Source organism: Micromonospora sp. PLK6-60 (assembly GCF_019890675.1).
Taxonomy (GTDB): domain Bacteria; phylum Actinomycetota; class Actinomycetes; order Mycobacteriales; family Micromonosporaceae; genus Micromonospora.
On sequence record NZ_JAIOAA010000008.1, the window covers coordinates 43205 to 58188 of the forward strand.

The following is a 14984-nucleotide window of genomic DNA, read 5'->3' on the forward strand; positions in this document are numbered from 1 at the left end:
CTCCGGCTACCCGCCGCCGGCAGTGTGACGACGGCCGGTAATGGAAATATGGGGGCGGTGTCGAGACTGCTGGATGGGCGTTACCAGGCCGAGGAGCTGCTGGGCAGTGGTGGCATGGCCGCCGTGTGGCGCGGGCGGGACCTGCGGCTGGACCGCCCGGTCGCGGTGAAGGTGCTCACCGGGGCCGGGCTCGACGAGCCGATGGCGCTGGAACGGTTCGACCGGGAGGCCCGGGCCGTGGCCCGGCTGGCCCACCCCAACATCGTCGCCGTGTACGACTTCGGCACCGACGACGGCGACCCGTACCTGGTCATGGAGCTGGTCGAGGGGCAGACCGTGTCGGCGCTGGTCATGGCCGCCCCGCTGCCGATCGGGCGGGCCCTGGCCATCGCCGAGCAGACCTGCGACGGTCTGGCCGCCGCGCACGCCGCCGGGGTGGTGCACCGCGACATCAAGCCCGGCAACCTGATCGTCACCCCCGCCGGCATCGTCAAGATCTGCGACTTCGGCATCGCCCGGCTCTCCCGGGACGGGGAGAACACCCTCACCAACGCGGCCACCCGGCTCGGCACCAGCTCGTACATGTCCCCCGAGCAGGCGACCGGCGGCCCGGTCGACCCGCGCACCGACCTGTACGGCCTCGGCTGCACCCTCTACACCATGCTCGCCGGCACCCCACCGTTCGCCGGTGATCCGCTGCACGTGCTGCACCAGCACCTGCACGACCCGCCCACCCCGGTCCGCAGCCGGCGGCCCGAGGTGCCGCCGGCACTCGACGCCCTGCTCGCCGACCTGCTCGCGAAGGACCCGGCGGCCCGCCCGACGGACGCGGCCGAGGTCCGGGACCGGCTCGCCGCGATCCGGGCGGACCTGCCCGGCGACGAAGCGACGGACGGCCTGCCCGTGGCTGCGGACGGCCCGCCGCTGGCGGCGCTGGCCGGAGCGGTCGCCGCTGGCCCCGCCCGCCCGGATGGCGCGGGATCGGCGCCGGTGGCCGGTGCCGCACCCTGGCCCACCGACGGATCGAGGCCGAGCCTCGACCGGCCGACGGACGAGCCGCGCCGCCGCAGCCGCCGCCCGGCCGTGTTGCTGGCCGTGCTCGCCGGTGCGGTGGTGCTCGCGGTGGCCGGCGCGGCCCTGCTGCCCGACGACGAGCCCACCAGCCCGCCACCCGTCACGGCGGCGACCACGCCCGCCACCCGCCCCGCGCCGGTTCCCTCCAGCGCGGCGGCCAGCACGCCGCCCGCCCCCAGCCCGACCAGCGCCGCGCCCGCGCCGGCACCCCGGGCCAGCACCTCCACCCGGCCCGTCACCCGGAGCACCGCGCCGACCAGCGCCCCGGCGCGGACGACCAGCCCGCCGCCGCCCGCCGACCCGATCGTGGCGATCCGGCTGTCCATCCAGGAACAGGTGAACACCGGGCAGCTCAACCCGGACGCCGCGAAGGACCTGCACGCCAAGGTCGACGCCGTCGCCAAGAACCTCGCGGCGGACGACCAGCGGCGGGCGAGGGACGAGATCAAGAAGCTCCGCGAGAAGCTGACCGGCCTGCGCAAGGACGGCCGGCTCAGCGAGGCCGGCTACCTCCGGCTGTCGAAGGACGTGGACCGGCTCGCCGCCCAGGTCGGCTGACGGCCGGCTCCGCGCCGGCCGTCCCGGTCAGCGGCGATCGGGCCGGTCGGCGGCGATCGGGCCGGTCAACGGCGGTCAGGCCGGTCAGCGGCGGTCGCGGGAGCGGCGGCGGGACGCCCACACCCCGGCCCCCACCGCCAGCAGGGGCAGCAGCAGGCAGAGCAGGACGGACAGGTGCCACGGCTTGATCGCTCCCATGCCCGGCAGCCTAGAGACGCCCGTCAACACCGGTCAGCCGCGATCCGGATCGGCAAGGAAACCGGCCAGCCGATCCCGTCGCCGCCGCGCGAACCGGGCGGCCAGACGTGGCCCGAAGACCCAGCACAGCGCCGCCAGCAGGCAGCCCATCGTCACACCGCCGGCAAAGTACCCATCGGGGATCCGCTGCCCCCGCCAGCTCGGGTAGGTGGCCACCCACAGCACGATGGCGGGCAGGCTGATCAGCACCACCAGGCCCGGCACCAGCATCCACGGTGCCGTCACCAGGATCAGCCAGCGGAGGATCTTGCGACGGAACGGCTGGCGGTGCCGCCACCGCCGCTTCAGCCCGACCGGGTGATACGGGAAGAAGACTCCGAGCCAGGCGGAAACGCCCAGCGCCCCCAGGGGCACCACCGTGATCCACAGCGCGGTGAGGATCGCGGCCTGCGGACGCCTGTCGTGGGATCCCACCACGATCGCGATCACCGCCGCGAGCGGTGAGACCAGCAGCCACAGCACCAAATTCTTGGCCTGCTGCGAGTGGCGCAGCGCCCGCCGGTCGCCCAGCAGGCCGATGCTGCGTCGAGCGTCCGAGCCGAGAAGATTGGTCGCCGGCACGTCCGAGTACATCCACAACGAGAGGATCATCGGGTACGCCAGCGGCCCATGAAAGCTGAACAACAGGTTGGTCAGGCTCGGGGGCAGCAGGAACCAGGCGAGCGTCATCATGGTGCCGTTGGTCGCGACCACGATCGGGGTCTCGAACGGCCGGCGGAAGGCCCGGCGCAGTTCGGCGCGGAGCGCCTCGGACAGCCGCCCGGGACGGTCGGCCGCGTTCGCGGTCACCGGCCGCCCACCCGTCTCACCCTCGCCACCACGGCCACGCATACCCGCTCGACGGCCTACCGCACCTGAAACCCACGGGGCCGGCTGCGCGGCATAGCCTGGACGTCGTGAGCGACTGGCTGACGGACACCCGCACCTCGTACGACACGGTCGCGGTCAGCTACGCCGAGCTGGTGCGCGACCTGTTGGCCGAATCGCCGTACGAGCGGGCGGCGTTGGCCCTGTTCGCCGACTTCGTACACGCCGCCGGCGGCGGACCCGTCGCGGACGTCGGCTGCGGATCGGGGCGCGTCACCGCCCACCTGCACGGGCTCGGCGTGAACGCCTTCGGCATCGATCTCTCACCCCGGATGATCGAGGTGGCCCGGCGCGACCACCCCGGCCTGCGGTTCCAGGTGGGCTCCATGACCGACCTCGCGCTGGCGGCGGGCTCGGTCGCCGGCCTGGTCGCCTGGTACTCGCTGATCCACGTCCCCGACGATCAGGTGGGCGCGGTCCTCGCGCAGTTCCGGCGGGTGACCCGGCCCGGTGGCCCGCTGCTGCTCGGCTTCCACGTCGGCGACGAGTCACGGCTCAAGACGGAGGGCTACGGCGGCCACCCGATGAAGGTATACGTCCACCGGCGCCAACCCGCCCGGGTGGCGGCCTGGCTGCGCGACGCCGGCTTCACGGTCGAGGCCCAGTTGACGGTCACCTCGGCCGAGAGCTCGCTCGGCGGGATCATCTTCGCGCGCCGCGGCGCATGACCGGGACGGCCGGCGCTGGCGGGCATGCCGTAGCGTCGATGACATGACGACGGCAGTGGTTTCTCTCGTGGCGTTCGTGCTGATCCTGGTCGCGGTTGTCGTCGTCGTTGCCCGGCGGGACCGCAACCGGCTCTCCTCGGCCGAGGATCCGACCGCGATCCGGCAGGCCGGCGCCGACCAGCACCGGCACGAGGCGGAGCGGCACTTCGCGTCGGGCCTGGCCGAGCGCCAGCACACGCCCAACCCGTGAGCGGGCCGCACCGTCGCACGATGCACCTGGAGCAGGTCCGGCAGGCGTACGCCGCCGTCGCGGATCTCTACATCGAGTTGTTCGGCACGAGTCAGCAGTCCCACGTCGACGACCTCGCCTTCATCGGGCGTCACCTGTCGGGCCGGCCCGGCACGGTGCTCGATGTGGGCTGCGGGCCCGGCCACCTCACCGCACACCTCCGCTCGCTCGGCGCCGACGCGGTGGGAATCGATCTCGTACCCGAGTTCATCGCCCACGCCGTGGCCAGCCACCCGACCGGCATCTACCGGCTCGGGTCGATGGACACCCTCGACGTCGCGGACCACTCGGTCGCCGGCATCCTGGCCTGGTACTCGTTGATCCACCGGCCACCGCACGAGCTCGACGGCATCCTGGCCGAGTTTCGGCGGACGATGAGCCCGGCCGGGACCCTGGTGATCGGGTTCTTCGACGGTGACGAGATCGACGCCTTCGACCACAAGGTCGTGACGGCCTACCGCTGGCCGGCTGACGTGCTCTCGAACCGGCTGGCCCGAGCGGGCTTCACCGAGGTCGAGCGCCTCCAGCGGCCCGGTGACGACACTCAGCGGGCGCAGGCCGCGATCGCGGCACGCCTGTCGATCTGAGCCGGCTGCCCCGATGCGCACGGCAGATCGACCCTGTCGCCGATTATCCAATCGACCCGGGTTCGGATCCGCGACACAATCCCCCGATGTCCGAACCTCCGCTCGGCCTCCTGCGCTGGCAGTTCGACCTGACGTGGTCGCTGTTCGAATACCATCTCGAACGACTCGAACCCGCGGACTTCCTCTGGGAGCCGGCCACCCACTGTTGGTCGGTACGGCGCGGCGCTGACGGCAGTTGGACCCCGGACTGGGCCGACACCGAACCCGACCCGGTCCCGGTGCCGACGATCGGCTGGTTGACCTGGCACATCGGCTGGTGGTGGACCGTGACGACGGATCATCTACGGAAGCAACCAGCACCGCAGCGCACGGACGTTCGATGGCCGGGCGCCGGTGAACCGGCGGTCGCCTGGCTGCGTCATCTGCGCACCGAGTGGCGGGGACTCCTCGACAGCCTCACCGACGCCGACCTCGGCGGCACCGCACCGTTCCCGTGGCAGGGCGAGACCGGATACACAGTCACGCACACGATCGGCTGGGTCAACGCCGAGCTGATGAAGAACGCAGCGGAGATCGGTCAGCTCCGGCTGCTGCGTGCGTCGCGGACCGGGCCTGGTCGCCAGACGCTCTGACGGCGGCCACCGGAAGCAGAACACCTACGCTAGGTTGATGAGCCATGCCAGGCTCGATCAGTCACCTGTGGACGCAGATCGTCCACTGGTTGCGGGAGAACGCGCCGCGCACCGTGGAAAGACTCAACCCTCCCGCGGACGAACGGGCGCTGGCCGGACTCGCCTCGGAGTGGGGCATCGAACTGCCACCTGACCTGGTGGAACTCCTCCGGCACTGCAACGGTTCCGACCCCGCACAGGGCGTCACCGGCATAATCCTGCTCCCACCGGGCTACCACCTGATGGACAGCTCGTGGATCGGTCGTGACACCCGGCAGAGAGCCGCGATCTGGGGCGATGACTGGCACCCGACCTGGCTCGCGATCGGAAGCGATCTGTGCGGTGGCTGCCTCGTCCTCGATACCCAGCCGCAGCCGCCGTACGGTCGGGTATTCGAGTTCGACAAGGTCGAAGGGCCCTTCGGCTCGGCGTGGGACAGCCTGGCCGACCTGCTCAGCGAGATGCTGGCTTTACTGGAAGGACAAAACCTCCGCCTGGCCCACCGAATACCCCACGACTATCCCCGCCCGCCGGATCCGTTGCGGCCCATTGTCCGCGACGGAGAATTGGAGTGGGAGCGCGGCAGAGGCGACTGGACAGCGGGGTCACACCCGCGCGCCCGACCACCTGCCGGAAGCTGTGCCGGATGACTGACTCCGGCTCGCTGCCGGCGCCGCCGCGCACGGCTGGCACGATTGACGCATGGACGGAGCGGACCCGCAACCAGGTCAGCCAGCCGCAGCCCCCAGCGACCTGGTCACGGTCGACCTCACCGAAGCGGAACGCCACCTACTCGCCCGAGGGCTCGCCGAGTGGGGCGGGCCGGCTCACTGCACGGAAGCGTTGGCGGTCGCCATGGGCTTCGCGGGAGTTGCGGATCTGCATGCCCAGGCCGGCCGGCTGGCCGCGTCGATTCGCGCCGAAGCTCCGCTCAGCCGTCATGACTGGCGACGGGTCCTGATTGCCACCGAGGTGGTCTTCGCCAGCGACATTTTCGGATCCGGTCATGACTGGGAGACGACGACCGGCCTGACGGACGAAGAGACGATTCGTCTCCTTCGGGCCGTTCAGCGGGAACTGGCACGCTCGGCGAACGTGCACAACCTGTGAGGTTCCACCGTCGTCGCCTGTGACTCCTGCCCGTCGGCCGGCATGGCGCTACGGATGGCTGTACGGCCACCGCCTGACCAGTCCCTAGAGTGGCCGCATGTGGAGTCCGCTCGACCTCGTCGCCGACACCATCGGCGACGCGCTCGGCACCTGGCTGGGCCGACTGTTCAGGGCAAGTGACGGCGAACGGTATGTGGCCGCAGCGTACCGGGACCGCTCCAGGCGAGGCCTCGGTGGGCGGTGGCGGCATGGTCACCTCCGCAGGACAGCAACTGGCCTCGAATGGGTTCCTGATCGTTTGCGTTCGATACGACGAACGCCCGTAGCTCTGACGGACATCCGAATCGTGGGTGAGCGAGACTTGACGCTGTGGGAGCATCTGCCCCTCAGCCCAGATTTGAAAGTCCTCCGCTGCCAGACGAGGAACGGCCCGGTCGAGTTGGCGGCGGGCACAGCTGACGTGCAGTTCGTCCGTGCCATCCCCAATCAACGGCGCTGATAAGAAGACCGTCGCCGTCACCGATCCCCCCGACGTCCCGTGAAACGGGCGGCGGCCACCCGCCACCGCCGGTGCCGGGCCGCCACGCCCGTAGCGATCGGATCGCGGCAGAGACGTCTGCGCGTCCCCTGTGGTTGGAGTCGGCTTGTCCTATCCCTGTGCTCTTATCCCGGCATGCACGAGGGTCGTCACAGGCGCACTCGTTGAGGACGGCGCGGTCCTGCTGGTGCACCGCAGCCCGACCCGCCTGGCATACCCAGATCTCTGGGATCTGCCCGGCGGGCATGTCGAAGCGGACGAGTCGGAACTACAAGCCCTCGCACGTGAGATGCACGAGGAGCTCGGCGTTCAGATTGTGGCGGAGTCCTCTGCACGGTTGGGCGACTTGCATGCCGGCAGTGGTGAGGACGCCGTTCACATAGGCGTATGGCGAATCGGAGACTGGGTTGGCTCGCCGACCAACCGTGCACCTGACGAGCATGACGACATCGCATGGGTCGGGATCATCGAGCTGGGCGGCCTTCCCCTCGTGCACGGCGACCTGGCGGCACTGGTTCGCTCGCTACCTGAGCCGGAGCGCGCCCGCAGGGACTCGGATGTCACCCACCGCGACCAGGACGACTGAGGAGCCAGGTTCGGCAGGTATCGCGCTCGCCACTGGTGTTCGCCAGCCGGCTTGTCGGTACGGATGGCTGTACAGCCGAGCCGGCGACTCAGCACCCGAGCGCCAGAGTCAGGCTTCGGCGATCACGAGGTAGAACGTGAAGCCCGCGACGACAGGCCCACTCGCCAGACGGTCTACCCACGCCTCTGCTTTCGTCTCAGCCAGCTGACCCGCCTGCACGGCACGAGCGGCGTTTCGACGGAATCCGAGCATCTGGTCTGCTGTGTCGAAGTCCCGAAACATCACGGCGATGGGATCGACCGATCGCACCCGCAGGCCCGCCTGACCGCACAGGCGCACCAGCTCGCGACCGATCGTCGCGTTGCGAACCCGGCCTGCCACGAAGTCCGCGAATCGCCGGCTGGTCTCGAGGTCTTCGTCTGCGACAGCAAGCGTGTCCCAATCCGGCTCCGCCATGCCAAACAGCCCGCCTGGTCGTAGTACTCGACGAACCTCAGCTATCGCCTTCGCCGGGTCAAGGACGTGCTGCAGCATCCTGTCCGCCCTCGCCCGGTCCACGCTCCCGTCAGCCACAGGAAGCTCATGGATGTCGCCCGCGCGGAGCTCGACATTCGGCCGATCGGCATAACGGCGACGAGCCTCGTCCAACATCCGAGGGTCGTAGTCGACACCGATCACCCTGCCACCGGCACCAACTGCGTCAGCCACACGCCCAAGGTCCGTCCCCGGGCCACAGCCGATATCGACTACCTCCTGATTGGCCCCGACATCGAGAGCGGCGAGAAAGCGCTGCTTGTAGTCCATTCCCACCGCCGTGCCGGCTGCCTTGTCCATGTACTCAATCTGATCCGGTGCGGCCGTTGCCGCCGCGAGCTGAGTCATCGATCAACCTAAGCACAACAGTCTCCGTAGTAGGTGACCGCCTTCTGCTCGGGCACTCGACGATTCGGATGACGGCCGACACCTACGGGCACGTCCTGCCGGCGCGGTCTCGTCAGGCTGCCTCGGCCATAGATCGCGCGACCTGTCGGCGGGTGTCGATGACGGTCGTTGACCTGCACCGCGAATCGGCCGGTGCCGCCCTCTCCCGGCGCCGTCGACCACCTTGGCTGTACTGCTGGCTGTACGGCCATAAGCCTCTGAGGCCTGGTTGGCTGTGTGCCAGTGGCCGTTCCGAACCGCGCACCGCCCGAGGTAGGGCACGATGTCCCGGTGGGTGAGAACAACGAGCTCGGCACCTGCGACCTCTGCGGCCGACCGCTTGACGCCGAAGGCGAGAACGCCTGGCTGGCCTTGGAGGTCTTCCGGCCCGAGAGCGACTACCTCAATGTGTCCTTCTGTCGACAGCAGCACGCAGCCGAGTGGCTGAGAGCGCCGTTGCCAGAGGTGCAGCCATTTGTTCCGACACCGCGAACGAGGAAAGACCGGCTCCTCGGCTGGGCTGTCGCTGCGCTGTTCCTTTGGGCTGGGATTCTCGGGCTGTTGGGTGCCTACGCACTCGTCCGCCTGCTCGGTGGTTGGGACTGAGGTAGAGCTCTGCCAGGTGATGCGCGACGGATAGGGTCCGGTCATGCCGTGCTCGGATATTCGCGAGCGATCGGCAAGCTAGGCGTCAGACCAGCCAGTGACCATCACGCATCAGGTCACGGCCGGCGATCTCGTTCGCCTCCCGCCACGCTTGTATGCGGCGGGGTGTCACTCGAAAGAATGCGTAGCGGGTCGTGCCGACCCGCGCATCCCAGAATCTCGCGGCGAAGGCGTCGGCCAGGTCGTTTGGCACGTTCTCGCGCGAGAACGTCTCGACGGTGCCCTCGATGAGTACCACGTCGCGGGTTAGGCCGACCGACATCCGCACGCGTCCAGAGGATCGCAGATTGCGCCCGGTCGGGCTGGACTCGCTTGTTGCCAAGGTGAACGCCGCACCATCCCAGAGGAAGGACAGCGGCACCAGGTAGGCGTTGCCGTCCCGGTCTGCTGAGGCGACCCATGCGTCGAGGTCGTGGTTGAGGCGCGCCAGCGTGTCCTGCTTACGTTGCTGCAGCGTGCGCGGCGGTTCGGGTTCCACGTCGGGGTTCTCCTTCTACATTCGCGGGGGCGCTCACGGTCGAAGCCCCAAGCAACGATGGATGTTGAAGGGCGCTTTAACGCAAGCGGTAGCGCGTGAGCGTCCGAGACTCGTCGCCGGCCGCGTTCACGGCGACGCTCTCAGCGACGAGACAACCGCTCAGGACCATCAGCGAGTCGCGGTGTCGCAAATCAGTTGGCGGAGGCGTGTCGCACATCAGCCGACGGCAACCAACGGCTACCGGTTCTCGGCTGACCGCTTCCGGGTGAGGGTGACCCCGGCGAGCACCAGCGCGCTGCCGGCCGCGATCGCGGCGGTGCCAAGAGGAGACGGCGTGACCGCTTTGGCTGTACGAATGGCTGCACTCGGACCCGAGATCAACCAAGGGAAGTGCTGGTGGAGCCCAGGGGACTCGAACCCCTAACCCCTGCCTTGCAAAGGCAGTGCTCTGCCAGTTGAGCTAGGGCCCCGTGCCGGGCGGAGCCGCCCGGTGCTGGCAGCCGGTCGGCCGGTCAGCGCAGGTCGGGCGCCGTGGTCGCCTCGTGCCACAGGGCACGCTCGTCGTTCGACGCCTTGACCTTCTTGGCCACCACTGCCACCACGCCGACGACACCGACCAGGAACAGAAGCTTCTTGACCATGGGGCGACCCCTCGCGCTCGACTGCCGTCGGGAAGGACGTGCGGTGGGGCTAGCTGGAATCGAACCAGCGACCTCAGAGTTATCAGCTCTGCGCTCTAACCGACTGAGCTATAGCCCCGCGTGGCGACGGCCAAGGTTAACCTATCGCCTCGTCCGGCCCCAAATCGGGGTCGATCGTGACGCCCGCGCCGCCAACCCGACCGTACCCGGCGGCCCGGGGGCCGGGCGATCGGTTTCCGGCCGGCCGGAAACGGAGACGCCGGGGCCACCTCACGGCGGGCCCCGGCATCACTCGTCGGATCAGTCGCGCTCGGCGAGCGTCAGCTCGATCCCGCCGACCAGGTCGGCGCAGACGTTGTAGACGAACGCCCCGAGGGTGGCCAGCGCGGTGAACAGCACCACGTTGACCAGCCCGACCAGCGCGGAGGTGAGGATGACGCCCTTGGCGGTCACCCGGAAGCCGCTGGTGCCCTGGCCGCCGCCGGCATTGACCAGGTCGGTCAGGCTGCTGTTGACGCTCTCGAACACGCCCATCGCGTCCAGGGCCAGATAGAGCACCGAGGTGGCGACGACCACCACGATGAACAGCACCACCGAGACGGCGAAGGCGAACTTCATCACGGACCACGGGTCGATCCGCTTGAGGTTGAGCCGGGCCCGGCGCGGCCCGCGGGAGGCCGCGGAACTCACCGAGGTACGCGCGGCGCGTACCGCGTCACCGACCCGTGCGGCCCCGACGGCCGCGGCGCCGACGCCCGGGGGGAGACCGCCACCGCTGGCCGGACGGCCGGCGGGACGAGCGCCGCCCTCCGGCTGCGACTTGGCCGCGCCGGCCCGGGCCTGGGTGCCGGTGGCCCCAGCGCCCTTCGCCGGGGCTGCCTGCCCCGCGCCGACCTTGATCGGCTGCGTGGTGGACGACGAGCGCGCGGCCGCCGCCCCCGGGCCGGCCGGCGCCGGCTTCGGAGCGGCGGGGGTCGGCTTCGAGGCGACCGTGGCCGGTTCCGCGGCGGCGGCCGTGGCCTCGGTGTTCTCCGTCGCCCCCGAATCCTCCGCGGGCTTGTCCGGCGGTGGCGACATGCCGGGAGCCCGGGTGAACTTCGGGGCAGGCGCCTCGCCGGGGACGGTGGCCCGGCCGACGGCCGCCCGCCCGGCAGACTGGGTGCCCCCGTCCGCGGACTCCTCGTCGACGGCGCTGGCCGAGGTCCCCGAGTTCCCCGACTTCGCCTGTGTCTCCGTCATCAACTAGTCCTGTTCCTCAGGCTCGTCGGCATTGCGAGCAATCGCCACGATAGTCACGCCGTCCGGGAGGTCCATCAGCTTTACCCCCATTGTGTTCCGGTCACGCGTACGGCGTACAGGCTTCACCGGAGTCCGGATGACACCGCCGTTGCTGGTGATGGCGAACAGCTCGTCGTCCGGATCGATCACCACCGCACCGACCAGACCACCCCGGCGCTCGGTGATCTTCGCAGTCAGCACGCCCTTACCTCCCCGGCCCTGCACCGGGTATTCCTCGATCGGCGTACGTTTCGCGTATCCGCCGTTCGTCGCGACCAGCACGTCCAGACCCTCGCGCACGACCTCCACCGCGAGCAACTCGTCGTACTCGCTGAACCGCATGCCGATCACCCCGGAGGTGGCCCGGCCCATCGGGCGCAGCGCCTCGTCCGTGGCGTTGAACCGGATCGCCTGCGCGTTCTTGGACACCAGCAGCAGGTCGTTCTCCGGGGCCACGAGGACAGCGCCGACCAGCTCGTCCTCATCGCGCAGGTTGATCGCGATGATGCCGCCGGAACGGTTGGAGTCGAACTCCTCGAGCCGCGTCTTCTTCACCAGACCGTTCTTCGTGGCGAGGACCAGGTAGGGCGCCACCTGGTAGTTCGGAATCTCGATGATCTGCGCGATCTGCTCATCCGGTTGGAACGCGAGCAGGTTGGCCACGTGCTGACCCTTGGCCACCCTACTGGCTTCCGGAAGCTCGTACGCCTTGGCCCGGTACACCCGCCCCTTGTTCGTGAAGAACAGGATCCAGTCGTGGGTGGAGCAGACGAAGAAGTGGCTGACGATGTCGTCCTGCCGCAGCGTCGCGCCGCTGACGCCCTTGCCGCCCCGCCGCTGCGACCGGTAGAGGTCGACCTTGGTGCGCTTCGCGTACCCGGTGCGGGTGATGGTGACGACCACGTCCTCGCGGGCGATCAGGTCCTCCATCGAGACCTCGCCCTCGAAGGGCACGATCTTCGTCCGCCGTTCGTCGCCCCACTTGGCGACGATCTCACCCAGCTCCTCAGAGACGATCTTCCGCTGCCGCTCCGGCTTGGCCAGGATGTCCTTCAGGTCGGCGATCTCCAGCTCCAGCTTGGCCAGCTCGTCGAGCAGCTTCTGCCGCTCCAGCGCCGCCAGCCGGCGCAGCTGCATGTCCAGGATCGCCGTCGCCTGGATCTCGTCGATCTCCAGCAGCTGGATCAGGCCCTGCCGGGCGTCCTCGACGGTGGGCGAGCGCCGGATCAGGGCGATCACGTCGTCCAGGGCGTCCAACGCCTTGGCCAGACCGCGCAGGATGTGCGCCCGCTCCTCGGCCTTGCGCAACCGGAACGCGGTCCGCCGGCGGATGACCTCGATCTGGTGCTCGACGTAGTAGCGGATGAACTGCGCCAGGTTCAGCGTGCGCGGCACCCCGTCGACCAGCGCCAGCATGTTGGCGCCGAAGGTCTCCTGAAGCTGGGTGTGCTTGTAGAGGTTGTTGAGCACCACCTTGGCGACCGCGTCGCGCTTGAGGACCAGCACGATCCGCATGCCGGTACGCCCGGAGGACTCGTCCCGGATGTCGGCGATGCCGCCGAGCTTCCCCTCCTTGATCAGCTCGGCGATCCGCTCGGCCAGGTTGTCCGGGTTGACCTGGTAGGGCAGCTCGCTGACCACCAGCGCCGGCCGACCCCGCTTGTCCTCCTCCACCTCGACCACCGCGCGCATCCGGATCGAGCCCCGCCCGGTCCGGTACGCGTCCTGGATGCCGGCGTGCCCCACGATCAGGCCGTGGGTCGGGAAGTCCGGACCCTTGACGATCTCCAGCAGCGCTTCCAGCGTCTCGGCCTCGTCGGCCTCCGGGTGCTCCAGGCACCACTGCACCGCCGCGCCGATCTCCCGCAGGTTGTGCGGCGGGATCTTGGTGGCCATACCGACCGCGATGCCCTCGGAGCCGTTGACCAGCAGGTTGGGGATGCGCGACGGCAGGATGGTGGGTTCCTTGGCCCGGCCGTCGTAGTTGTCCTGGAGGTCGACGGTGTCCTCGTCGATGTCCCGCAGCATCTCCATCGCCAGCGGGTCGAGCTTGCACTCGGTGTTGTGGCTGACGAAACCGTCGGAGACGAACGAGTGGTCCTCGGTGTCCACCCGGATGCTGTAGACCGGCCGCACGCCCGCGTCGGCCAGCTCGGCCACCTCGGCGTAGTAGAACCGGCCGTCGACCAGCGGCTCGACCACGTCGAGGATGCCCGGCTCGGTGATCCGGGCGGCGATCTCGTCCCGGTCCCGCTCCCAGCGCTCGATCCGGTCCACGTTGTGCCGCCGCAGCCAGTCCCGCTCGGTCCAGCGGGTGGCGCCGTGCTCGCGGATGAAGTCACCGACGAAGGGCACGAAGTCACCGGCGAGCGCCCTGCTGGTCACCGGCACCTGGGCCAGTTCCGATGCCAGCTTGGCCTGCTTGCGGCCGAGGAAACCGACGTGCGCGGCGAAGATCCGCGCGTCCCGGCGGTTGGTGATGACAACCTTGATCTCGCCGTTGTCGTACCGGCACTGCCGGCTGACCACGCCGAACTCCAGCAGCAGCTGCTGCACCTCACGGGCGAGCCGCGCGCTGCGGGTCGAGTACGAGACCTGGATGGTGTGGCGCGGCAGCAGCGAGGAGGAGCCGTCGCCCTCGAAGAGCGCCTGGAGGAAGGCCCGCTTGACCGCCGCCGGCCCGCGCCAGACGAATTCGGGTACGAACTTGTCGGCGCTACGCGCCCCGACCAGCTCGCCGAGGATGCTCGACCGCAGGGCGGAGAGGTCCTGGACATCGAGCTCGTGCAGCGTGCTGCCGGAGGCGATGACCCGCTCGGCAACGTAGCGGGGGCCACCGACCGCCAGGTCGTAGGCGGCGAGTACCCGCACGAAGAACTCACGGTCGACGTTGTTGAAGCCGGCTCGGTGCTCCGACACCCAGCCTTCGGACACGAATGCGCCCGCCAGGACCGCCGCCTCGACGTGCTCCAGCGTCGGGTAGCCGATCTCGTCCGGCACCGTCCGCTGGAGGACCACCCGATCCCCGGGGGAGATCTCGGCGAGCAGCTTCCACAGCAGGGTGGGCACGCCGGCCACGCTCACCAGGCAGAGCACCGGGTGGTTGTGGGTGCCGGTCAGCTCGTACCCCTCGCGGGTGCGCAGCCGCAGCGTGGGGTGCTCGCCGGAGTGGAAGAACCGGCTGGCGTGGACCAGGTCGCCGTTGCGGTCGCGGACCTTCAGGTCGACGTCGGTCTCGCTGCTCGGCGCGGCGCCCGGCACGACGTCGCCGATCCGTACGCTAGCCTCGGCGGCACGAATCCGGACATCTCCGGTCAAGCAGTAACGCATCGCCGCAGCCGGATCATTTCCGGGCGAACCGAAGTTGCCGTTGCCGTCCACCAGCGGGTACCGCAGCGACCAGGGCTGCGCCATCCGGACCAGCGCGTCGTAGATCGCCGAGTCGCCGTGCGGGTGGAACTGGCCCATCACGTCGCCGACGACGCGGGAGCACTTCACGTAGCCGCGGTCCGGCCGGTATCCGGAGTCGAACATGGCGTACAGGATCTTGCGGTGGACCGGCTTGAGCCCGTCCCGGACGTCCGGCAGCGCCCGCCCGACGATGACGCTCATCGCGTAGTCGAGGTACGAGCGCTGCATCTCGACCTCGAGGCCGACCGGCTCGATGCGGTCGTGCTGGGCGACGACCGCGGCCGGTGTCTCCGGGGTCTCCGGCTCGTTGGGGGTGGACTCGGGAGTATCGGTCACTGTTAACCCTTATCAGACTCAGAGTCGGCTTCGTGCTGTGGATAACC

General features: G+C 69.7%; 16 protein-coding genes and 2 tRNA genes. 10 read left to right on the top strand and 8 right to left on the bottom strand.

Translation table 11 applies throughout. From position 1 onward, the window contains the following. The first annotated feature begins 57 nt into the window (after positions 1-57). Entirely contained in the window at positions 58-1632 is a 1575-nt protein-coding gene (locus tag K7640_RS17040) for a protein kinase (protein WP_222955842.1), read from the top strand. A gap of 231 nt (positions 1633-1863) precedes the next feature. On the opposite strand, the gene K7640_RS17045 is transcribed toward K7640_RS17040, so the two are convergent. Beyond that, complete coding sequence (locus tag K7640_RS17045; protein WP_222955843.1) at positions 1864-2679, bottom strand: hypothetical protein; 816 nt, start codon at positions 2677-2679, stop codon at positions 1864-1866. A 98-nt stretch (positions 2680-2777) separates the two neighbouring features. Here K7640_RS17045 and K7640_RS17050 point away from each other — a divergent pair, with 98 nt between their 5' ends. The 8 genes from K7640_RS17050 (at position 2778) to K7640_RS17085 (ending at position 7206) form a co-directional block, all read left to right on the top strand. Further along, positions 2778-3425, top strand: a complete 648-nt coding sequence (locus K7640_RS17050) for a class I SAM-dependent methyltransferase (protein ID WP_222956033.1) — start codon at positions 2778-2780, stop codon at positions 3423-3425. Positions 3426-3468: 43 nt separating this feature from the next. Further along, complete coding sequence (locus tag K7640_RS17055; protein WP_222955844.1) at positions 3469-3675, top strand: hypothetical protein; 207 nt, start codon at positions 3469-3471, stop codon at positions 3673-3675. Between the two features lie 20 nt (positions 3676-3695). Beyond that, positions 3696-4301 (top strand): bifunctional 2-polyprenyl-6-hydroxyphenol methylase/3-demethylubiquinol 3-O-methyltransferase UbiG, encoded by a 606-nt coding sequence (locus K7640_RS17060; RefSeq protein ID WP_222955845.1) that lies wholly within the window; start codon positions 3696-3698, stop codon positions 4299-4301. 86 nt (positions 4302-4387) lie between these two features. Continuing rightward, positions 4388-4933, top strand: coding sequence for a DinB family protein (locus K7640_RS17065; RefSeq protein ID WP_222955846.1), 546 nt, complete (start codon positions 4388-4390; stop codon positions 4931-4933). Between the two features lie 44 nt (positions 4934-4977). Then, positions 4978-5622 (top strand): SMI1/KNR4 family protein, encoded by a 645-nt coding sequence (locus tag K7640_RS17070; protein ID WP_222955847.1) that lies wholly within the window; start codon positions 4978-4980, stop codon positions 5620-5622. A 52-nt stretch (positions 5623-5674) separates the two neighbouring features. Next, the gene (locus tag K7640_RS17075; protein ID WP_222955848.1) at positions 5675-6082 is read left to right on the top strand and encodes a hypothetical protein; all 408 of its coding nucleotides are present in this window, start codon (positions 5675-5677) and stop codon (positions 6080-6082) included. Positions 6083-6179: 97 nt separating this feature from the next. Continuing rightward, positions 6180-6581 carry a DUF2550 family protein gene (locus tag K7640_RS31005; RefSeq protein ID WP_222955849.1) on the top strand — a complete coding sequence of 134 codons (402 nt, stop codon included), beginning with the start codon at positions 6180-6182 and terminating at the stop codon, positions 6579-6581. Positions 6582-6726: 145 nt separating this feature from the next. Beyond that, complete coding sequence (locus K7640_RS17085) at positions 6727-7206, top strand: NUDIX domain-containing protein (protein WP_255609283.1); 480 nt, start codon at positions 6727-6729, stop codon at positions 7204-7206. Between the two features lie 108 nt (positions 7207-7314). Here K7640_RS17085 and K7640_RS17090 read toward each other — a convergent pair whose 3' ends face one another. Beyond that, on the bottom strand, positions 7315-8088 hold the full coding sequence (locus K7640_RS17090; RefSeq protein ID WP_222955850.1) for a methyltransferase domain-containing protein: 774 nt from the start codon (positions 8086-8088) through the stop codon (positions 7315-7317). A gap of 330 nt (positions 8089-8418) precedes the next feature. On the opposite strand from K7640_RS17090, the gene K7640_RS17095 reads away from it, so the two are divergent. After that, entirely contained in the window at positions 8419-8733 is a 315-nt protein-coding gene (locus K7640_RS17095; protein ID WP_222955851.1) for a hypothetical protein, read from the top strand. Between the two features lie 85 nt (positions 8734-8818). Here the strand turns inward: K7640_RS17095 and K7640_RS17100 are convergent, their stop codons facing one another. The 6 genes from K7640_RS17100 to gyrA form a co-directional block, all read right to left on the bottom strand. Further along, on the bottom strand, positions 8819-9271 hold the full coding sequence (locus K7640_RS17100; protein WP_222955852.1) for a pyridoxamine 5'-phosphate oxidase family protein: 453 nt from the start codon (positions 9269-9271) through the stop codon (positions 8819-8821). Between the two features lie 394 nt (positions 9272-9665). Further along, positions 9666-9741, bottom strand: a tRNA-Ala gene (locus tag K7640_RS17105). Between the two features lie 42 nt (positions 9742-9783). Continuing rightward, complete coding sequence (locus tag K7640_RS17110; RefSeq protein WP_222955853.1) at positions 9784-9912, bottom strand: DLW-39 family protein; 129 nt, start codon at positions 9910-9912, stop codon at positions 9784-9786. Between the two features lie 44 nt (positions 9913-9956). Further along, positions 9957-10030 (bottom strand) — tRNA-Ile (locus K7640_RS17115). A gap of 182 nt (positions 10031-10212) precedes the next feature. Continuing rightward, positions 10213-11151, bottom strand: coding sequence for a DUF3566 domain-containing protein (locus tag K7640_RS17120; RefSeq protein WP_222955854.1), 939 nt, complete (start codon positions 11149-11151; stop codon positions 10213-10215). A 3-nt stretch (positions 11152-11154) separates the two neighbouring features. Continuing rightward, on the bottom strand, positions 11155-14937 hold the full coding sequence (gyrA, locus tag K7640_RS17125; protein WP_222955855.1) for an intein-containing DNA gyrase subunit A: 3783 nt from the start codon (positions 14935-14937) through the stop codon (positions 11155-11157). Positions 14938-14984 lie beyond the last annotated feature (47 nt).